Below are 20,929 nucleotides of genomic sequence, written 5' to 3' on the forward strand. Positions count from 1 at the left end.
CGCAAGTATCACCTCGGTTCAATGCGGACCTGGAAACGGGTTTCTTGATTGTCACTTTTTCCGTCCAAAGCGACCATTATTTCAAACAGACAGGGAATGCGTAGAGATGGCTTTTTAGATTAATAATTCCGTTAACGTTCGGTATAGGCCAAATCCTGCTCCCGCAACCAAAAAATACCTCAATAAACACAATATGCTAGCGTCCAACAGGGCGATTTCCGCGTGGGGCATCCTCGCCCGGTGCTACAACGGTGCTACGCCAGAGAGCAAAGATTAGCTATCAAAGCGCACCCATTCTGACGCTTCCTCAAGCCGACTCTTACCCCATCATGAAAACCAACCCGCCTCCACCGTCAGTGCTGTCGGCACCGACATGCGGTCCCTCGTTGCTCAAAGCCAAAATAGGAGTGTTGGATCAGGTTGAGTTTCGGGAATTGTAATTCTTAGCTTCTTCGGTCCGGACATTCGGCCGGAAATTCATCAGACCTAAGCCCGATGTAGCGAAGCCGGGACTGGGATATTCTGCCTCCAATGCAGGAAAACGCCTCGAACAGGATTGGAGACGATAATGAATACCCGGAAAAGAACTGGTCAGCTTCTGAGCTCAGCAGCGCTGGCGTCGCTGATTGTGATGACACCCTATGTGCCGACATTTGACGCAGACGGTCATCTGCGGTTGGAACCTGCTTACGCGTTTGCAAAAAGCGGGAAGGGGAGTGACGGCAACGGCGGGGATGATAATCATGACAGCAATTCCGGGTCGGGCAGCGGCGGAGATAGCGACGACAATTCCGGATCGGGTAAAGGTGGTCACGACGACGATGATGACGATGATGACGATGACGATGGCTCGTCACGCTCGGGTCGGGGCGGGGATAAGAAGGACCGGTCTCAGTCTGGGGGGCAGTCATCGGGATCGGCTGGAATAACAAAGGTCGAGACAAGCGCGAGCGGCATCGAAGTACGCTATGCTGACGGCACCAAAGAAGAGATCGAAAACGGTCGGTACGAAAGAAAAAACGCGCAGAACCGAACCATCGAGGAACGACCGGCCACAGGTGCCGACGTTTCGCGCCTTCGGTCACTGGCAAACGGTATCTCAATCGATAGTGTGCGCTCGCCAGGGCAGAGCGGCGGTGCTGGAAGTAACCCGGCAAAAATCGAAATTCAGGGCAACAATATCGAAGTTAGTTACGCAAACGGCTGGAAAGAAGAGATCGAGGGCGGACGTTACGAACTGAAAGACCCGTTCAACCGAACCGTTGTTGAAAGAACCGCAACCGCGGCGGATCGCAGCAGACTTCAGGCGATTGCCAACTGAACAACGAACTTTGACGAATGTGCGGGGCGGTTTCTTTTCTTGAGAGACCGCCCCGGTCTTTGAGCGCCTGACCCTAGTCTTTCTTGTTCCAGGCCTCATGCGCGATGAGAGCGGCCTCCACCCGGTTCCGCGCATGGAGCTTGGACAGGATCGCCGTCATGTAATGCTTGACGGTTTTCTCTTGAATCCCCAACTCATCGGCTATTTCCCGATTGCTCAGCCCTTTGGCGACGCGCCGAAGAATCTCCTCCTCGCGATGGGTAAGATCATCGATGGCGTCAGTTTCTTTCTGCGGCCCACTTCCGCGATTGATCTGAAGTAGCATGCGCGAAGCCAGACCCGGCGAGACGAACCCTTCGCCCGAGGCGATACTGCGCAGTGAATCTGTCAATTCGCGCGCTGTCACGCCCTTGACGATATAGCCAATGGCACCCGCCTCCAAAGCGTCTGCGACGTCACTGCTGTTTTCAGAGACCGTCAATATCGCGATGAAAGGCGGGTTCGCCATTTCAGCAATTCGACGGGTCGCGCTAATGCCGCCACCGGGCATCGACAGGTCGAGGATGGCGATGTCTGGTTGATGGGTTCGGACAAGGGAAACGGCCTCATCCGCATTTGATCCGGCGGCGAGAACCTTGAAACCGTCAGCCTCTTCTAATGTGCGGTGCAAACCGTCCCGGAAAATCGGGTGATCATCTGCGATAACGACGGATGTTGTCATGATGCACTCATCTTTCTGGGAAACAATGTCATAGCAACGGTGGTGCCCTTGCCCGGGGTTGATGTCACCACGAACCGGCCACCGATGCTTTCGACCCGGTCACGCAAACCGACAAGGCCCTGGCCCCCGTCGTCTCGCAGCACAGTCTCGCCTGACGGATCGAACCCGGGGCCGTCGTCGCTGACCTGAACGGTGATGCGATCATCATGTACGTCGCAGGTGACAATGCATCGGGACGTGGGCGCATATCTTGCGGCATTGGAAATCGTTTCCTGCAGGAACCGGAAAACGCACAACTTGCCCGAGATCGACAAGTCGGGCGACGGATTGCCCTGAAAGGAAATACCGGGGCGAAAAGGGCTGTGTTCCGCGTGGTCCTCGACAGCTCTTTTCACGACATCAACGAGCGCCAGGTTTTCGATGTCTGGCGCGAACAACCCCCGTGACAGGGCGCGAATTTCTGCCAAAGACTTCTGCAACGACTGTTGAATTTCTTCGGCCTCGGTGGGCATCTCCGGCCTGTCGCCGAATGCGGCCTCCAATCGAAGGGCAGCGAGCGATAGGTATTGGGCAGGACCGTCATGCAGTTCCGCGCCGAGTTTCCTGAGGAACCTGTCCGTTTGCGCAGCATATCTTTCTGATGCATCAATGACGCGCGACCGCAGCATGGCATTCTGCGCGGCCATCTTTTCACTTTCGGCAAGGCGGTCGTTCAGAAGGCGCCCCTGCCGTCGAATGGTATTGTCGCCGATTGCGACAATGGAAAACAGAACAATCGTGCTTGCCGCAAAAGCCGAGCCAACGATCAACCAGCTTGTTCTTCGGGCTCTGGCCATGTCCAGTTCCAACTGATCGGCTTTTTCATAGAACTCGGCGACCGCGATGATTTTCCCCGACCAGATTTCGCGAATAGGGCTGTAGACTTCCAGCAATGGAATGCCAAGCGCAGCCTCTGCCGCGCTTTCTTCGTCGTCCAGCTCTTCAAATGAGCCCGAGATTTCTCCAGCCCATGCGCGTTTCAGGTCATCTGTCGGCTCGAACCGACGACCGATGATGGCGGAATCCGATGCGTATGCAATCTCGCCATCCTGTTTCCAGAACTTGTACGAGGCAATGCGTTCGCGCATCGGCTGGGTCATGAAAATCTCGTCCAGCGCCCGGCTGGCCTGTTCGGACAGTCGATCTCCATGCGCCAGCTCCTGGCTGAGAGGAGACAGAATGCTTTCCATGTACAGTGCGGCCGAGTTGGCGGAGTTCTGTACAACCGCGTTTTCGATCCGGTTCGACACCCAGTGACCAACAAACACCGTAGCAGTCCCCATTACGACTATGCTGGCCGCGAGAAAAACGCGCGACAAAGACCAGTTGCCAATTGTCAGGTCAGAAATTTTGGGTCTCATTTCGCAATCGACTATGAACGACAATTGCTTGACGCGCTACAGACCATGGTCTGATGCGCTTCTCCAATGTTCGAAACCTGATGCGCGGGCCGGGACTTGGCCTTTTTGGGTGCACCCCGGCAGGTTCCCGCGTCCCGATCCCAGTCCCGGTTCAACGGGTTTTCAAACACTCCGACAGGGTTTGCGCCATGTTACGAATGACTTGCGGGTACAGAGACGGCCCCGGTTCCAGTGCCGAGCCCAGTGGATCGATCACACCGGATTGCGCCGATGTTCCATCCAACACGGTCTCGACGATGCCCGGATTGAACTGTGGTTCAGATAATACGCAGTTGATGCCTTCAGCGCGAATGCGACCTTGAATGGCGGCAATACGCGCGGGGCTTGGGTCGGACGCATCGCTCAGGGAAATCGCGCCTGATGCCGGGAAACCAAACGCGACCTCGAAATACTGATAAGCATCATGAAACACGATGAAGCTGCCGCCGCGAACCGGCTCAAGCAACCCCGCCACTTCTGCGGAAAGCGCGGTCATTTCTTCGCGCGCCGCTTCGGCGTTTGCCAAATACGCAGCGGCATTGTCGGGATCCGCTGACGACAATTGATCTGCGATCAGGTTCAGCCAGGCTTTGGCATTCGTTGGCGACAGCCAGGCATGTGGGTCATGAGAATCATGATCGTTATGATCATCATGGCCTTCGTGATCGTCATGGTCGTCATGGTCTTCGTGACCCGCATCGTCCGCGTGATCATGCGCCTCAAACAATGTGTCTTCCCGGAACTCAAGAAGCTCCGTGCCCTTTGCGTCCAATAGGGCAGTGGCAGTCGCGCCTTGGGCAAGGGTTTCTATCGCGCTTTCCAACCATGGCGTCAGGTCTTCTCCTACCCAGAACACCAGATCGGCGTTTTGCAACGCGGCTGCCTCGGACGGGCGCAGATTGTATTCATGCGGCGAGGCACCCGGTGCGACGATCAGGGCAGGTGTTCCCACACCCTCCATTACACGGGCCACCAGCGAATGAACCGGGGCAATGTCCGCGGCAACGTTTGGCGCATCTGCGCGGGCCGGTCCACCCAGCAATGCAACTGTGATCGACAATGGAAGAAGAAGCGTTCTGGACATAGAGCTCTCTGTGTGATTTTATAACATTTCAAGTGGCAATACATGATATGAAATAACATGACAAGTGATGTGCACCCAGTACCTGGCAAAGACACCGCCCCGGTCGGGTTTCAGGAACATGACCACCAGAGCTGTGTCGCAACGGCCCTGGCATCTGCCGAAGCCCGGTGCAAAGAGGAAGGGCTGCGTCTGACGCCGGTTCGCCGCAAGGTTCTTGAGATGTTGTTGCAGGAACATCGCGCCCTTGGCGCCTACGCAATCCTTGATAGGTTGCGCGACGAAGGATTCGGGTCCCAGCCTCCGGTCGCTTATCGGGCGTTGGAGTTTCTTGTACAGAACGGCTTTGTCCACAAGATCGAGCGGCTGAACGCGTTTGTCGCCTGCTCTCATCCCGGCGCGGCGCATTCACCTGCTTTCATGATCTGCCGAAAATGTGATGCCGTAGCCGAGGCGCAGTCCGCCCCCTCCAAAGGTGTTCTTGGCGCTGCCGCGCGCGCGGCAGGTTTCGAGATCGAGCGAACGGTTGCAGAGGCTGAAGGTCTCTGCCCTGACTGCACCGAAAAGGCATAAAGATGGCCCTAATCACTGTCGAGAAAATCAGCGTCCGCTATGGCGCGCATACCGTGCTGCATCATGTGGATATGGTCGTTGAACCGGGTGAAATCGTGACCATCGTTGGCCCGAACGGATCAGGCAAGACCAGCCTGCTGCGGGCCATTATCGGTGCGACACGGCCTTCCGCCGGTCACGTGTCACTGAAGCCCGGATTGAAAATCGGATATGTGCCGCAGAAGCTGCATGTCGATCCGACTTTGCCAATTTCCGTCGAAAGGTTCATGCGTCTGACCGATCCTGTGTCGCGCAGGCAATGTGTCGAGGCGCTTGAATCCGCGGGTGTGCCGGATCTGTTGAAACGCCAGATGTCGCAGCTGTCCGGCGGACAGTTCCAGCGGGTGCTGTTGGCCAGAGCCTTGATCAACCACCCGGACATCTTGTTGCTGGACGAAGCGACACAGGGGTTGGACCAACGGGGATCGGCTAGCTTTTACCAGCAGATCGAGGCAGTCCGACGCGAGTCCGGATGCGCCATTCTGATGATCAGCCACGAACTGCACGTGGTCATGAGCGCGTCGGACCGGGTGATATGCCTCAATGGGCATGTCTGTTGCGAAGGATCGCCGGCCGTGGTCGCCTCGGCACCAGAGTATCGGGCCTTGTTCGGAACCGGAACAGGCGGTGCGCTTGCCCTTTATCGTCATGAACATGATCACCATCATGATCATGATCATGATCATGATGCGAACCCACAGGAAGCGGCGGAATAATGCTGGATGATTTCATGATGCGGGCAACGCTCGCCGGTATTGGCGTGGCGTTTGCGGCGGCCCCCCTTGGATGTTTTGTCGTGTGGCGTCGCATGGCGTATTTCGGCGACGCGACCGCGCATGCCGCAATTCTGGGCGTGGCCCTGTCCCTGACGTTTCAGATGTCGATCTTCACGGGCGCGCTGGCTATCGCTTTGGTCATGGCGCTGACCGTTTCGCTTTTGGCCGGTCGCGGTTATGCGATGGACACGCTGCTGGGGGTGCTGGCGCATTCTGCGCTGGCCTTCGGGCTGGTTGCAGTTTCATTCCTGTCCGGTGTCCGGATTGACCTGATGGCGTATCTGTTTGGGGATATTCTGGCGGTCTCCCGTTCTGATCTGGTCGTGATCTGGGGCGGTGCGGCGCTTGTCGTGGCTCTGATTGTCTGGCGTTGGTCGCAACTTCTGACCGCGACACTGAACGAAGAACTGGCCTATGCCAGCGGCTTCGATCCAAGGCGAGAACAACTGATCCTGACCCTGTCACTTGCTGTGACCGTAGCGGTGGCAATCAAGGTTGTGGGCGTGTTGCTGATCGCCGCGATGCTGATTATTCCGGCGGCAGCTGCGCGAAACCTGGCACGGTCACCAGAATCCATGGCCCTGATTGCTGCGGGAATAGGTGCGCTTTCGGCCATCACAGGGCTAAGGGCTGCGTATGTATTCGACACTCCGGCAGGGCCCTCGATTGTCTGCGTTGCCGCGATCGTTTTTGCGTGTCTCAGCCTGATCGGGTGGCGAACGCAGGGCAGAGTCTAAAGTTTCTGTGGCTCGTCGCGGCCGTAGCATCCCGGTCATCCGGTAATGTGACCGAAACGAAAACGCCACAAAAAAGGCCCGCAATCCTGCGGGCCTTTATGCATTTCTATCCGCGCCGTTTATTGCGGGATATCGCCTTCCAGCCCTTCGACATAGAAGTTCATACCGGCCAGAGTACCGTCGTCGGCCACTTCGCCCTCGGCCAGCCAGTCGCTGCCGTCCTGCTTTTTCAGCGGTCCGGTAAAGGCATGATAGCTGCCATCGGCCAGCGCGGCTTTCAGGGCCAGTGCCTCTTCCTTGATGTCCGCGGGAACTGCATCCGAAATCTCACCGATTTCTACCATGCCCGGCCCGATTCCGTCCCAGGTGTTGGACGAGGCCCAGGTGCCGTCCATCACGGCTCGCGTGCGCGCAATGTAATAGGGTCCCCAGTTGTCGATGATCGAGGAAACACGCGGTTTGGGGGCGTATTCGCTCATATCCGAAGCCTGACCGAAGGTGATCACGTTGCCCGCCTCTTGTGCGGCGGCCTGCGGTGCGGTCGAGTCAGTGTGCTGCAGGATCACGTCGGCGCCCTGTTCGATCAGAACCGATGCAGCGTCAGCCTCTTTCGCCGGGTCGAACCATGTATAGGCCCAGACGATCTTGAACTGTACATCCGGGTTCGCTTTCTTGGCGTGGATATAGGCCGAGTTGATACCGCGGATCACCTCGGGGATCGGGTAGGACCCGATATAGCCGATGATGTTCGATTCGGTCATTCTACCCGCGATATGCCCCTGAACCGCGCGGCCTTCGTAGAAACGCGCTGAATAGACCGAGACGTTGTCGGCGGTCTTGTAGCCGGTCGCGTGCTCGAACTTCACGTTCGGGAATTTCTTGGCCACATTGATGGTTGGATCCATATAGCCGAACGAGGTGGTAAAGATCAGATCCGCGCCTTCCAGCGCCATCTGGGTCATCACGCGCTCGGCGTCGGGGCCTTCGGGTACTGATTCAACGAATACAGTCTCGACCTTGTCGCCGAACTCTTCTTCGATCGCCAAACGGCCTTTGTTGTGTTCATAGGTCCAGCCGCCGTCGCCGACAGGGCCGACATAAACAAAACCGACCTTGGTTTTGTCTTGTGCCACTGCACCGGTCGCAAGACCAAGCGCTATCGCGGCAGTTGTCAGAAGCGATTTTAATTTCATGTAGTTACTCCCCAAGTTGGTTCAGTTGGCCCCTAGTGTGAGGCATGGAAGGTCCGGCCCAGTGAGGCAGGTGCGCTGCTCTTGTCGGCCGAAAGGATCACAAGCACAAGGATCGTGATAAGATAGGGTGACATTGCCAGATACTCGACGGGAATGGCAACGCCCGCTGCCTGCAAATTAAGCTGCAAGACGGTGATGCCGCCGAACAAATATGCACCCAGCAGGACCCGCCACGGTTTCCAGCTGGCAAACACCACCAGCGCCAGTGCGATCCAGCCGACACCTGCGGTCATGCCCTCGGTCCATTGCGGCACACGTATCAGACTGATGTAAGCTCCACCCAGACCCGCGCAGGCCCCGCCAAACAGGATCGCCATGATACGGATTTTGATGACCTTGTAGCCAAGCGCATGGGCGGCATCGTGGTTTTCACCAACCGCCCGCAGGATCAACCCGACGCGGGTGTACTTCAGGACGGCCCAGACCACAGCGGTCAGCGCAATGCCCAGATACAGGATGGGATCGTGCCGAAACAGGATCGGGCCGATGACCGGAATATCGCTGATCAAGGGGATGTGTATATCGCCCATGCTGGGTGGTTTGACGCCCACATAGCTTTGCCCCATCAGGGCGCTGAACCCCAGGCCAAACAGGGTCAGCGCAAGGCCGCTGGCAACCTGGTTGGCCAACGCAAACTGTGTCAGCAAGACGAACAGCAGCGACAGCACGGCCCCGCCAATGGCGGCAGCAACAAAGCCCAGCCAGGGCGATCCGGTTTCGACCGAGATCGCAAAACCGCTGATCGCGCCAACGATCATCATGCCCTCGACACCAAGGTTCAGAACGCCTGCCTTTTCCACGACAAGCTCTCCGATCGCGGCCAGCAGAAGGGGGGTTGCGGCCACCATAAGCGAAGCAACCAGAAGAACGGGATTGATTTGACCAAGATCCATGATCACGCCACCTCGCTACGAGCCGCACGGATGCGGAAGTTTGTCAGAAGATCGAAGGCCAGCAGGAAAAACAGCAGCATTCCCTGAAACACCTGAATGGCTGCGGCAGGCAGGCCCAGCTGCGATTGTGCGATTTCACCGCCAATATAGGTCAGCGCCATCAGGCCCCCGGCCAAAAGAATACCCACCGGATGCAGTCGGCCCAGAAAGGCGACGATGATCGCTGTAAAGCCATAACCCACATTGAAATCGATGCTGATCTGACCGGACGGGCCGGACACCTCGAACATCCCGGCCAACCCGGCCAAAGCGCCCGAAATTCCAAGGCAGAACAGGATCAGGCGCGCTGGATTCACACCTGCAAACTTTGCGGCGCGGGGGGCCTCACCCGTCAGACGGATATGGAACCCCAGCATGTGACGGTTCAGCAAAACATAGGCAAAGATCACCGCGATGAAGGCCGCGACAACACCCCAATGCATCCCGGAACCGGCAATCAGCTCGGCATTGTGCGCGCTTTCATAGGATTGCAGGTTGCGCGAGCCGGGAAAGCCGAACCCTTCGGGGTTCTTGAGCAAACCCAGCGAGACCGAGGCCAGCATCTGTTCGGCCACGTAGACCAGCATCAGCGACACGAGGATTTCGTTGGTGCCGAAACGCACTTTCAGCAAAGCCGGGATCGTTGCCCACAGCCACCCGCCAAATGCGCCTGCGGCCACCATGATCGGGAAGATGTACCAGGCGTCGAGCGGATAGAAGGCCAGACCTGCGCCCGCACCGAATATGGCGCCCATGATGTATTGCCCTTCGGCCCCGATATTCCAGATACCGGCCCGAAATCCCAGCGACAATCCGATAGCGATCAACACAAGCGGGGCGCCCTTGACCAGCAATTGAGGGCGGTAATAGAATGCGAACTCGCCAAAAAGCGGCTCCCAGAAGATGGTACCGATGGCTTCGACCGGGTTTTTCCCCAATATGGCAAACAGCAACCCGCCAAACACCATTGTCGCCAGCACCGCCACAAGGGGGGTCGCATAAGACCAGGCCCTGGACGGCTGTGGCCGTTTCTCCAATACAATCATCTGCTCATCCCCCCAGATGTTTCATCTTTTTGCAAATACTCTTGCCGAAGGCGGCTCAGCAGATCACACATGTGCCACCTCCATGCCATGGGCACCGCCCATCATGAGGCCAATCTCATCCACGGTCAGGCCGGTGGTCGGGCGCGGTGCGCTCAGCCGACCTTCGTTTAAGGCCGCAAAACTGTCCGAGATTTCCATCAGCTCATCCAGATCCTGCGAGATGCAAACCACCGCTGTGCCTTTCGCCGCAAGATCGAGTATGGCTTGCCGAATCGACGCGGCCGCCGCGGCATCCACCCCCCAGGTTGGCTGGTTTACCACCAACACATCAGGGTTTTGCAGCACTTCGCGTCCAATCACGAATTTCTGCAGATTGCCGCCGGACAAGGACCGCGCTGCGTTTTCGGGCCCGGGCGTACGTACGTCGAAGGCTTCGATGATCTTTTCGGCAAAACTCCGGGTTTCGGACCATTTCAAGAAGCCGTTTTTCTCAAGCCCTTCCCGCACAGATCCGGTCAGCAAAGCGTTTTCGGTCAGGCTCATGTCGGGCGCCGCCGCGTGGCCGAGCCGTTCCTCGGGCGCGGTCAGAACGCCCAGCTTGCGGCGCGCTGTCGGGCCGAGCTTGCCGATTGCCTGACCGTTGAACTTGATCGCATCCGCCGATGTCAGGATTTCCCCGGACAGCACGCCCAGCAATTCATCCTGCCCGTTTCCGGCAACACCGCCGACGCCCAGAACCTCGCCCTTGCGGACCGTCATGTGCACATTGCGCAATGCGGTGCCGAATTCCGAAGGCGAGGGGACTGACAGCCCGCTGACATCCAGCGCGACCTCGCCCAGTTCCCGGCCCGAGCGTTCAGGCGTCTGCAACGTCGACCCGACCATCATCTCGGCCATGTCGCGCGCCGAGGTTTCAGCGGGAACACATTCGCCCACGTTCTTGCCCAGACGCAGGATCGTGGCATGGTCGCACAGCGTTCGGATCTCCTCCAGTTTATGCGAGATATAAAGGATCGAGGTTCCCTCGGAGCGTAGCTTGTTCAGCGTCTCAAACAGGATATTGACCTCTTGCGGGGTCAGAACCGAGGTCGGTTCGTCCATGATCAGCAGTTTGGGGTCCTGCAGCAGGCAGCGAATGATCTCGACCCGCTGGCGTTCGCCTGCGGACAGATCGCCAACCGTGCGGAACGGGTCCAGCGGCAGACCATAGGTTTCCGAGACTTCGCGAATGCGCGATGCCAGATCCCCCATCGGGGGCGGATTCTCCATCCCCAGCGCGATATTCTCGGCCACGTTCAGCGCGTCAAACAGCGAAAAATGCTGGAACACCATCGCGATCCCATCGGCACGGGCCGCGCGCGGTTCGGGCGGCGCAAACGGATTGCCGCGCAGCTTCATGGTGCCGCTGTCCGGCTTCACAAGCCCATAGATCATTTTCACCAGCGTGGATTTCCCCGCGCCGTTTTCACCCAGCAGCGCGTGCACTTCGCCTTCACCGATGTCAAAGGACACCTGATCATTGGCCACAACACCGGGGTAGGCTTTGGTCAGCCCTTGCAAGCTCAAAAGTGGAATGGTCACGCGCTCAGGTCCTTCTTCAACTCGTTTTGCAGGGCCGGGCGCAGCAATTGTGCGGCGACGCCCACGGCGATCATATGTGGATGCTTCCCCATCGACGGGTCACCGATCGGGCAGGTGATCCGGCTTATCCGTTCAGGCGGATGCCCAAGAGCGGCCAGACGCGACCGGAATCGCGCCCATTTCGTAGCCGAGCCGATCAGCCCCGCAAAGCCAAAATCGTGCAAAAGCAGTCTGTTGCACAGTTCAAAGTCAAGGCTATGCGAGTATGTCAGCACAAGATGTTCGGCGTCGGATGGGGCATGGCGGATCAGCTCGGCCGGTTTTGTGGCCGGAACAATTGTCACGCCCGCTGGCACAGTGGCCGGAAAGCGCTGACGGCTGGTGTCCACCCAGGTGATCGCAAGATCGGGAAGCGGGGACAGCACATCCACCAGCGCCCGGCCGACATGGCCCGCGCCCCAGATCCACAGATTGCGTGTCGGCTTGTGAACAGGTTCAACCATCCAGCCATCGATCAGCTGCGGTTCTGGCGCAATCCCCTGTCCGCGCGCCGTCGCCAGCATTCGCTTGACCGACAGGGGCATCTCGTCACCCGTGGCCGGGCGCGCGATGACCGTATCGTCCAGATCATTGACAGTGTTTGCGTCGTAGACCTCGCTCAGCAACGACACGGCACCGCCGCAGCATTGCCCCAACTCGGGTCCAAGTGCATGATGCGTCAGGCGGGTTTGCGTGGTTTGCAACCGTGCGGCATTTGCCGCCTGGTATTCCAGTGTTCCGCCACCAATTGTGCCGCTTTGCCCGCCGCCCCAGACCAGCATGGCGGCACCAACTTCGCGTGGAGACGACCCTTTGATCCCGGCGATGACCACCCGAACCACTTTGCCGTGGGTTTTGACCGCCTCCCTCAAAGCCTCTAGGTCAAATCCCATCAGATATCTCCCTTCATCCTCTGGACGCCGCGCCAGACCTCTTCGGCGGTGGCGGGCGCGTTGAGTGCCGGATAGGTGTCCCCGCAGGCTGCCACCGCATTCGAAAGCGCCAGCCAGGCCGATATTCCCAGCATGAACGGGGGTTCCCCCACGGCTTTCGAGCGATAGATGGTGTCCTCTCGGTTCTCGCCATCCCAAAGTGCGACGTTGAAAATGTCGGGCCGGTCGGAACAGGCCGGGATCTTGTAGGTCGAGGGCGCATGTGTGCGCAGGTTGCCCTTGCCGTCCCAGACCAGTTCCTCGGTCGTCAGCCAGCCCGCGCCCTGCACGTAACCGCCTTCGACCTGTCCGACATCCAGCGCCGGGTTCAGCGAAGCGCCCGCGTCATGCAGGATATCTGTGCGCAGAATGCGGTTCTCGCCCGTCAACGTGTCCACAGCGACCTCGGTGACCGAAGCGCCATAGGCGAAGTAGTAAAACGGGCGACCGCGTCCCGCGATCCTGTCCCATTCGATCTTGGGCGTTTTATAAAAGCCGGTGGCCGACAGGCTTATGCGACCCTGATAGGCCAGTGCGGCAGCTTCGGCAAACGTGTACCGTTCTTCACCAACCGAAACGTGGCCATCCGTGAAAGTGACCGCGGAGGGGTCGGCCTGATGCCGTTCAGCCAGATAATCGGCCATCCGGTCGCGGATCGTATCGCAAGCCGCTTTCACCGCCATGCCGTTCAGATCGCTGCCCGAAGACGCTGCCGTGGCTGACGTATTCGGCACTTTGGCCGTATCGGTGGCGGTGATCTTGACCATCTCAAGCGGGATGCCGAAACGCGACGCGGCCACTTGCGCGACCTTCTGGAACAGGCCCTGACCCATCTCGGTGCCGCCATGATTCAGGTGGACCGAACCATCCTGATACACATGCACCAGCGCACCGGCTTGGTTCAGATGGGTCAGCGTGAAGGAAATTCCGAACTTGACCGGAGAAAAGGCGATGCCCTTCTTGATCACGCTGTTTTCGGCGTTCCATTTCTCGATGGCCGCTTTGCGCGCGGCATAGTTGCTGGACTTCATCAGCGCTTCGGTCATGCCATGCAGTTCGAAATCGCTGACCTCCATTCCGTAGGGCGTCGTGTTGCCGCCAGCGGGCAGGGGGCGGACCGGGGCCGTCCCTGTTTCCACCGCGCCACGGCTGGTCAGGTCTTCGTGCGGGTCGGGATGACCCAGCGGTTTCTCGTGGGGTTGGACTTCGGCAACCTTATGCGCGGGCTCGTAATAGTTGCGGCGGCGCAATTCCACCGGGTCCAACCCAAGTTCATGCGCGGCGTGGTCCATCACACGTTCGATGGCAACCATCCCCTGCGGGCCACCAAACCCACGATAGGCGGTGGCTGACTGCGTGTTGGTCTTCAACCGATGGCTTTCAATCCGGGCATTGGGCAGCAGGTAGGCATTGTCCGAATGCAGCATCGCACGGTCGGCGACGGGCAGGGACAGGTCCTGTGCCCAGCCGCAGATCGCGTATTGCAGAAAGGACACGCCCTGAATGTGACCCTGTTCGTCAAATCCCGCGCGATAGGAAATCCGGAAGGCGTGGCGTTTGCCGGTGATGATCATGTCATCATCGCGGTCATAGCGCATCTTGCAGGCTTTGCCGGTTGCCCGCGCCGCCACTGCGCAGGCGACGGCCAGCGCATTCCCCTGGCTTTCCTTGCCACCGAATCCGCCACCCATGCGCCGGGTTTCGACGCGGATCGCATGCATGGGCAGGCCCAGAGCGTCCGCCACCTTGTGCTGTATCTCGGTCGGGTGCTGGGTCGAGCTGTGGACCAGCATGTCGCCGCCTTCATTCGGCACGGCAAGGGCTGCCTGACCTTCCAGATAGAAATGCTCCTGACCGCCGATCTCGAATGTTCCGTCGATGACGTGGGCTGCGCTTTCAATCGCGGCGTCCGCGTCGCCCTTGGCATAGATACGGGGCCCGTCTTCAAATCGGCTGTCTGCTGCCAGAGCTTCTTCCACCGTCAGGATCGGTGTTTCCTCTGCATAGTCGATCTTGCCCAACCGAACCGCCTTGCGGGCGGCCAGATGGCTGGTGGCAACCACAAGGAAAACAGGCTGGCCGATATAGTGAACCGTCCCGTCGGACAGCAACGGTTCATCGTGGATCGAGGGCGAAACATCGTTGGCAAAGGGCAGGTCCTGTGCCGTCATGACCTTGACGACCCCGGCTGCTGCTTTCACGGCAGACAGGTCCATCGCGGTAATCGTGCCCTTGGCGATCGGGCTCAGGCCAAAGGCCAGATGCAATGTGCCCTTTGGCGTCGGGATGTCGTCCACATATCGGGCGGAACCGGATACGTGCAGCGGTGCCGCGTCGTGGGAAAGGGGTTTGGTTACGCTCATGCCGATACCTCCAGCACGTTGGTCACTTGGCCCTGATCCTCAAGGAAGTACCGTTCCAGCATCGCTTTGGCGGTCTCAAGCCTGTACGTGGCCGAGGCGCGCATATCGGTAAGCGGTGAATAATCGTCGTCAAAAGCGGGCAGAGCGGCGTCAATCGTCTCGCGCGTCCATGGCTTGCCGATCAACGCGGCCTCGACATGGTTTGCCCGTTTCGGAATGCCAGCCATACCGCCAAACGCGATGCGCGCAGCCGCCACCCGTCCGTCTGAAATGGTAATGTTGAAACATCCGCACACGGCCGAGATATCCTGATCGAACCGTTTGCTCAGCTTGTAGCATTTCAATCGGTCCGCCTGACGCGGGAAGCTGACGGCTTCGACAAACTCACCCGGCGCGCGGTCCTGTTTCCCGTAATCGATGAAGAAGTCTTCCAGCAGGACTGACCGGCGTTCATCACCTTTGCGCAGGTGCAGCGTCGCACCCAATGCGATGAGCGCGGGCGGGTTGTCTCCGATTGGTGAGCCATTGGCGATGTTGCCACCCACAGTGGCCGCGTGACGGACCTGAACACTGGCATAGCGCCGGATCATTTCGGCATACGATGGGTGAATGTCCGCCAAGGCTTCGCCCATGCGGTTCATATCGACCATGGCACCGAAACGAAATTCTACGTCGGTGATCGTGATCTCTTTCAAATCGTCACAGCGGTTCAGGAAGATCACCGGATCAAGATCGCGCAGTTGCTTGGTCACCCAAAGCCCAACATCAGTTGCGCCCGCGACCAAAGTGGCATTTGGGTTCTCGGCATACACAGCAGCCAGCGCGTCGGACGAGCCCGGCAGCATGGGTGAGGCGGCGGGCGTTGCGACAGGCTTGTCCTTGACCCAGACAGGCACGGGATGCTTCTCGGCCGCTTCGGCTGCGCGAATAATGGGTGCATAACCCGTGCAACGGCACAGATTACCGGCAAGCTGTGTGTCGTGATCCGTCGCGCCATTGGTGTGACCGGCCACCATAGACATGACAAAACCGGGTGTGCAAAAGCCGCATTGCGACCCGTGCAAGTCAACCATGGCCTGCTGAACCGGATGGACCTCACCATCGGGGCTGCAGGCGCCTTCGACGGTTCGAACCGCCTTGCCATGCAACTGCGGCAGGAACAGGATGCACGAGTTCAGGGCCTTTGCGCCACCCGCATCCGTCACCATGACAGTGCAGGCACCGCAATCGCCTTCGTTGCAGCCTTCTTTGGTGCCGGTCAGGCCACGATCTTCACGCAGCCAATCCAGCAGAGTGGCTGTCGGATTGATATCCGTCAGCTCCACTGTCTCTCCATTCAGAAGAAACGTGATGTCCATTCGAGAAACCCGTCGCCTTACCCGGTTGCGCCCTGGTGGTGCCCTCCTTCGATGCGACGTAGAAAGAGTGGCGGGCGGATAGCTTGCAAATGGATGTTAGAAACAGCATGCGTGATCTGGCAAGAAAAACTGCCTGTATGATGCATCATTACAGCCAAGTGGCGTGGATTTGCGCACCCTGTGTAAATATCAGTTGCTTGAAACTAAAGCGTTTTTTTGTCAGTGAAGATGTCGCTTTCCGAAGCACCTTCTGGAAAATCCGAATAATCGAAAATGATTATTTTGCCAAACAATGGCGCAGGTTCCGGCTTTTGCATGCCTCGCGGCTAGGGTAGCGTGCCGTTCATGAGCAGAAACCCCCGATTCATTCACCTACGTGTTCACACCGAATACTCCCTTCTGGAAGGCGCTGTGCGGCTGAAAAAACTGCCCGCCCTGTGCGAGAAGATGGAGATGCCTGCCGTCGCGGTGACTGACACGAGTTCCATGTTTTCGGCGCTGGAATTTTCGGTGACAGCCAGCCAGGCCGGTGTCCAGCCGATCATGGGCTGTCAGGTTGATCTGACTTACGTTCAATCGCAACCGGGGGAAAAGCCAAAAACGCCCGCGCCGCTTGTTCTGCTGGCACAGTCCGAGGCGGGGTACGAGAACCTGATGAAGCTGAGCACGTGCCTTTACGTGGACAAGAGCGGGCAGTTGCCGCAGGTCACGCTGGACGAGCTTGCGGGCCGCTCCGACGGGCTGATCTGCCTGTCCGGAGGGCCCGATGGGCCGGTGGGCCGCCTGTTGCAGCAGGGGCAACGCCCGGCGGCCGAGGCGCTGGTGGATCGGCTGGCCGCGATCTTTCCGGATCGTCTGTATATCGAACTCCAGCGTCATCCGGGCGAGGACGGCCAACCAGAGGCCGAACGCCAGACCGAGCGCGGCCATATCGAGATGGCCTATGCCAAGAACCTGCCGCTGGTTGCCACCAATGACGTTTATTTTCCGACCTCGGATATGTACGAGGCCCATGATGCGCTGATCTGTATCGCCGAAGGGGCCTATGTCGACCAGCAGGAAGGTCGCCGCCGCCTGACCGCGCAGCATTATTTCAAGTCGCAGCAGGAAATGGTGACGCTGTTTGCCGATCTGCCCGAGGCCATCGAGAACACTGTCGAGATTGCCAAACGCTGCGCTTTCATGGCCTATCGGCGTGATCCGATCCTGCCGAAATTCGCCGATGACGAGGTCGCTGAACTACGCCGCATTGCCAACGAGGGCTTGCAGAAACGTCTGGCCGTGATCCCCCATGCGGTGACGCCCGAGGAATATCAGGAACGGCTGGATTTCGAGCTTGGCATCATCGAAGGAATGGGGTTCCCTGGCTACTTCCTGATCGTTGCCGACTTTATCCAATGGGCCAAGGATCACGATATTCCGGTTGGGCCGGGGCGGGGGTCGGGTGCGGGCTCGCTGGTGGCTTATGCGCTGACAATTACCGATCTCGATCCGCTGCGTTACAGCCTGCTGTTTGAACGGTTCCTGAATCCCGAACGGGTTTCGATGCCCGACTTCGATATCGACTTCTGTATGGATCGCCGCGAAGAGGTGATCCGTTACGTGCAGCAGAAATACGGGCGCGACAAGGTGGGGCAGATCATCACTTTTGGTGCCTTGCTGTCAAAGGCCGCCGTGCGCGACATCGGGCGGGTGCTGCAAATGCCGTACGGGCAGGTGGACCGTCTGTCCAAGATGATCCCGGTTGAAGGGGTAAAACCGGTTTCCATCGAAAAAGCCCTGAAGGATGAGCCGCGTCTGCGGGAGGAAGCTCGTAACGAAGAGGTGGTGGATCGTTTGCTGACGTATGGACAGCAGGTCGAAGGGCTGCTGCGCAACGCCTCGACCCACGCGGCTGGGGTTGTGATTGGCGACCGGCCTCTGGACGCGCTGGTGCCGATCTATCAGGACCCGCGATCCGACATGCCTGCAACCCAGTTCAACATGAAATGGGTGGAACAGGCCGGGCTGGTAAAGTTCGACTTTCTGGGTCTGAAAACCCTGACCGTGATCCAGAACGCGATGGACTTGATCTTCAAGTCCGGGCGGAAGTTGCACATCGCCGCCGATGGCACCGAGCTTTATGAACCTGCCGAGGGGGCCGAGAACCAGATCAACGCCATCCCACTGGATGACGAGGCGACGTATAAGCTCTATTCAGCGGCCAAGACGGTCGCGGTGTTCCAGGTTGAATCTTCGGGCATGATGGACGCGCTCAAGCGCATGAAACCCACCTGTATCGAGGATATCGTGGCCCTCGTCGCGCTCTATCGTCCCGGCCCGATGGAGAACATCCCGACCTATTGCGAGGTCAAGAACGGGCTGCGCGAAATCACATCCGTTCACCCGCTGATCGACCACATTCTTGAGGAAACTCAAGGTATTATCGTCTATCAGGAACAGGTGATGCAGATCGCGCAAGTCATGGCGGGGTACAGCCTGGGCGGTGCAGACCTGCTGCGCCGCGCGATGGGTAAGAAGATCAAAGAGGCGATGGATGCCGAACGCCCCAAGTTCGAAAAAGGCGCGGCAGAAAACGGGGTGGATGCCAAGAAAGCCAGCGAAGTCTTCGACCTTCTCGAGAAATTCGCCAATTACGGCTTCAACAAATCCCACGCCGCCGCCTATGCGGTGGTCAGCTATCAAACCGGCTGGTTGAAGGCGAACCATCCGGTCGAGTTCATGGCGGGCGTCATGAATTGTGATATCCATCTGACCGACAAGCTGGCGATCTATTTCGAAGAGGTCCGAAAAGGGCTGGAACTGCCGTATGTCCCACCTTGTGTGAACCGATCTCAGGCCACGTTCGATGTTGATAACGGACATCTGGTCTATGCGCTGGGCGCGCTCAAGAATGTGGGTGTCGAGGCGATGAATCTGATCGTTGCGGGTCGCGCGGACAAGCCGTTTGTCAACCTGTTCGATTTCGCCCGCCGCATTGATCTGAAGAAAGTGGGCAAACGCCCGCTTGAGATGCTGGCCCGCGCCGGGGCCTTTGATGAGCTGGACCGGAACCGCCGCCGTGTGTTTGAAAGCCTAGATGCGTTGGTGCAATATTCGGCCGCTATCCAAGAACAGAAGAATTCGAACCAGGTGTCACTGTTTGGCGAGGCCGGAGATGACCTGCCCGAACCGCGCCTGTCACCGACCCCCGACTGGTTGCCCGCGGAACGTTTGAGCGAAGAGTTCAAGGCGATTGGTTTCTACCTCTCTGGTCATCCGCTGGATGACTATATGCCTACACTTAAACGCAAAGACGTATTGACATTGGAGCAAGTGACAGAACGCTTGCGGCAAGAGCGTTTGAAAATTGTGAAGATGGCCGGTGTAGTTGCAGGGCGGCAAGAGCGTAAGTCGGCTAAAGGTAACCGTTTTGCGTTCGTTCAACTTTCCGATCCAACCGGGGCATATGAAGTCACTTTATTCTCGGAGACACTTGAGAACTCTCGCCAGTATCTAGAGAGCGGATCGCAAGTAGTGTTGACTGCAAAGGCAGAGATGGAAGCCGACCAGCTTAAACTGCTAGTTAATTCCGTGGGTCCGGTGGATTCTGTAGTGGCCGAAGCCGGGGCGACGGGACTGCGCATATTTGTCGACGAAGCGCGGGCAGTGTCGACGATTGCAACGGTTCTTGAAGAAGCCGCAACCGCTGCCAAGGGTGCGGCCCGCGGCCCGATCCAGCTGCTGTTGCTGGACCCCGGCCTGCCCGGCGACGTCGAAATCGACCTTGGGCGTGTGTTTCCGATCAACCCGCAGATCAAGGGCGCGATCAAATCGCTGGAAGGTGTTATGACCGTCGAAGAGATCTGACACCGCTTTGTTGCCAGACAGTTAGCGCATCGCTAGGCTGACCTTGCAAATATGTCTTCTACTCATGCCACGGGAGGGCGTTGTTATGACGATTGCAGGTCTCAATCTCAGAACGATTGTATTGGGGGCGGCGGCATCGCTGGCTTTGGTTTCGGCGACAGCCACGCTTGCGGACGACAAAAAGAAAGAGAACACGATCAAAGGTGCTGTGATTGGGGCCGGGGTTGGGGCCTTGATCGGCGACGGCAAAGGCGCCGCCGCAGGGGCAATTGTTGGTGCGCTAATCGGCGCGAACTCGAAATAAGCGGGGGCGGGATGATGCGTTTGAACGCGATGAAAGTGATCACCACCACAGCGCTGCTTACAGGGCCCGGTTTTGCCCTTGCGGACGAGGAAGCCGAACAGATGGTACAAGCGGCGCTGCCGCTTATGTACCACACCTGCGCGTCGGTCATCGAAGAGGCTGATGGGAATGAAGAATACATTGTGGACGTGGTCGGCAAGATGACGGCGTTGTCACTTTATAACCGTCAGGTCGACCTCGAAGCTCATGCCAGTTCGGACGAGGAAAAGGCCGCGCTGCGCGAAACATTTGTGGCGGCTCTGAAAGAGGGTTGCGCCGGGGATGAAAACGCCCTGCTGGGTGGCGTCGTCGACAACGCGGTGAAATCAACGCTGGGGCTGTAAGCCTTCAGTAATGTGGCGGGCGTTCGTCACCAAGGACAACGCCGCCTGACCCTTCCTGTGCGCGTTCAGCCTCGCGGTGCAGCAGCATCTCGACACGGCGGGTCAGCCTGTCAATCTCGGCCTGTTGCCTGGTGACAACCGCGTTCAGATCGTCAACCGTGCGGGTCAGATGGGCAATCTGTTCTTCCAGATGCTGCATGGG

At 58.5% G+C, this 20,929-nt stretch carries 18 protein-coding genes; 7 read left to right on the forward strand and 11 right to left on the reverse strand.

What is annotated here, in order from left to right:
* The first annotated feature begins 568 nt into the window (after nt 1–568).
* A complete protein-coding gene (locus ACR0BK_RS16575; RefSeq protein ID WP_480555504.1) occupies nt 569–1,321 on the forward strand; it encodes a hypothetical protein in 753 nt (250 codons plus the stop codon).
* Nucleotides 1,322–1,394: 73 nt separating this feature from the next.
* Here the strand turns inward: ACR0BK_RS16575 and ACR0BK_RS16580 are convergent, their stop codons facing one another.
* The 3 genes from ACR0BK_RS16580 to ACR0BK_RS16590 form a co-directional block, all read right to left on the reverse strand.
* A complete protein-coding gene (locus ACR0BK_RS16580) occupies nt 1,395–2,042 on the reverse strand; it encodes a response regulator (protein WP_480519221.1) in 648 nt (215 codons plus the stop codon).
* Nucleotides 2,039–3,364 carry a sensor histidine kinase gene (locus ACR0BK_RS16585; RefSeq protein ID WP_480555505.1) on the reverse strand — a complete coding sequence of 442 codons (1,326 nt, stop codon included), beginning with the start codon at nt 3,362–3,364 and terminating at the stop codon, nt 2,039–2,041. Before ACR0BK_RS16585 ends, ACR0BK_RS16580 begins: the two co-directional genes overlap by 4 nt.
* Nucleotides 3,365–3,593: 229 nt before the next feature.
* Nucleotides 3,594–4,565 carry a zinc ABC transporter substrate-binding protein gene (locus ACR0BK_RS16590; protein WP_480475368.1) on the reverse strand — a complete coding sequence of 324 codons (972 nt, stop codon included), beginning with the start codon at nt 4,563–4,565 and terminating at the stop codon, nt 3,594–3,596.
* Nucleotides 4,566–4,622: 57 nt separating this feature from the next.
* Between ACR0BK_RS16590 and ACR0BK_RS16595 the strand changes: the two genes are divergently transcribed.
* From ACR0BK_RS16595 to ACR0BK_RS16605, 3 genes are read left to right on the forward strand one after another with little or no spacing between them, the layout of a single operon-like run.
* The gene (locus tag ACR0BK_RS16595) at nt 4,623–5,135 is read left to right on the forward strand and encodes a Fur family transcriptional regulator (protein WP_480555507.1); all 513 of its coding nucleotides are present in this window, start codon (nt 4,623–4,625) and stop codon (nt 5,133–5,135) included.
* A 2-nt stretch (nt 5,136–5,137) separates the two neighbouring features.
* Nucleotides 5,138–5,890: a metal ABC transporter ATP-binding protein gene (locus ACR0BK_RS16600; RefSeq protein ID WP_480555509.1), complete on the forward strand. Its 753-nt coding sequence runs from the start codon at nt 5,138–5,140 to the stop codon at nt 5,888–5,890.
* Nucleotides 5,890–6,687 (forward strand): metal ABC transporter permease, encoded by a 798-nt coding sequence (locus ACR0BK_RS16605; protein WP_480555510.1) that lies wholly within the window; start codon nt 5,890–5,892, stop codon nt 6,685–6,687. Before ACR0BK_RS16600 ends, ACR0BK_RS16605 begins: the two co-directional genes overlap by 1 nt.
* 119 nt (nt 6,688–6,806) lie before the next feature.
* Here the strand turns inward: ACR0BK_RS16605 and ACR0BK_RS16610 are convergent, their stop codons facing one another.
* From ACR0BK_RS16610 to xdhA, 7 genes are all read right to left on the reverse strand, one after another.
* On the reverse strand, nt 6,807–7,880 hold the full coding sequence (locus ACR0BK_RS16610; protein ID WP_480555512.1) for a BMP family ABC transporter substrate-binding protein: 1,074 nt from the start codon (nt 7,878–7,880) through the stop codon (nt 6,807–6,809).
* 32 nt (nt 7,881–7,912) lie between these two features.
* Nucleotides 7,913–8,833, reverse strand: coding sequence for an ABC transporter permease (locus ACR0BK_RS16615; protein WP_209598075.1), 921 nt, complete (start codon nt 8,831–8,833; stop codon nt 7,913–7,915).
* Between the two features lie 2 nt (nt 8,834–8,835).
* Entirely contained in the window at nt 8,836–9,918 is a 1,083-nt protein-coding gene (locus ACR0BK_RS16620) for an ABC transporter permease (RefSeq protein WP_480496425.1), read from the reverse strand.
* A gap of 63 nt (nt 9,919–9,981) precedes the next feature.
* Nucleotides 9,982–11,499, reverse strand: a complete 1,518-nt coding sequence (locus tag ACR0BK_RS16625) for an ABC transporter ATP-binding protein (protein WP_480496423.1) — start codon at nt 11,497–11,499, stop codon at nt 9,982–9,984.
* Nucleotides 11,496–12,431, reverse strand: coding sequence for a xanthine dehydrogenase accessory protein XdhC (gene xdhC / locus ACR0BK_RS16630; protein ID WP_480519212.1), 936 nt, complete (start codon nt 12,429–12,431; stop codon nt 11,496–11,498). Before xdhC ends, ACR0BK_RS16625 begins: the two co-directional genes overlap by 4 nt.
* A complete protein-coding gene (gene xdhB, locus ACR0BK_RS16635) occupies nt 12,431–14,833 on the reverse strand; it encodes a xanthine dehydrogenase molybdopterin binding subunit (RefSeq protein WP_480555513.1) in 2,403 nt (800 codons plus the stop codon). The genes xdhC and xdhB overlap by 1 nt, the downstream gene beginning before the upstream one ends.
* Nucleotides 14,830–16,191 (reverse strand): xanthine dehydrogenase small subunit, encoded by a 1,362-nt coding sequence (xdhA, locus tag ACR0BK_RS16640; protein ID WP_480555514.1) that lies wholly within the window; start codon nt 16,189–16,191, stop codon nt 14,830–14,832. The genes xdhB and xdhA overlap by 4 nt, the downstream gene beginning before the upstream one ends.
* Nucleotides 16,192–16,536: 345 nt before the next feature.
* Here xdhA and dnaE point away from each other — a divergent pair, with 345 nt between their 5' ends.
* From dnaE to ACR0BK_RS16655, 3 genes are all read left to right on the forward strand, one after another.
* Entirely contained in the window at nt 16,537–20,040 is a 3,504-nt protein-coding gene (dnaE, locus tag ACR0BK_RS16645) for a DNA polymerase III subunit alpha (protein ID WP_480555515.1), read from the forward strand.
* 85 nt (nt 20,041–20,125) lie between these two features.
* Entirely contained in the window at nt 20,126–20,344 is a 219-nt protein-coding gene (locus ACR0BK_RS16650; protein ID WP_480475390.1) for a YMGG-like glycine zipper-containing protein, read from the forward strand.
* A gap of 11 nt (nt 20,345–20,355) precedes the next feature.
* Nucleotides 20,356–20,727: a hypothetical protein gene (locus tag ACR0BK_RS16655; protein ID WP_480475392.1), complete on the forward strand. Its 372-nt coding sequence runs from the start codon at nt 20,356–20,358 to the stop codon at nt 20,725–20,727.
* A gap of 4 nt (nt 20,728–20,731) precedes the next feature.
* Here the strand turns inward: ACR0BK_RS16655 and ACR0BK_RS16660 are convergent, their stop codons facing one another.
* A complete protein-coding gene (locus ACR0BK_RS16660; protein WP_209598067.1) occupies nt 20,732–20,926 on the reverse strand; it encodes a SlyX family protein in 195 nt (64 codons plus the stop codon).
* Between the last annotated feature and the right edge of the window lie 3 nt (nt 20,927–20,929).

The sequence above is a fragment of the Ruegeria sp. AF1 genome (genome assembly GCF_056542125.1).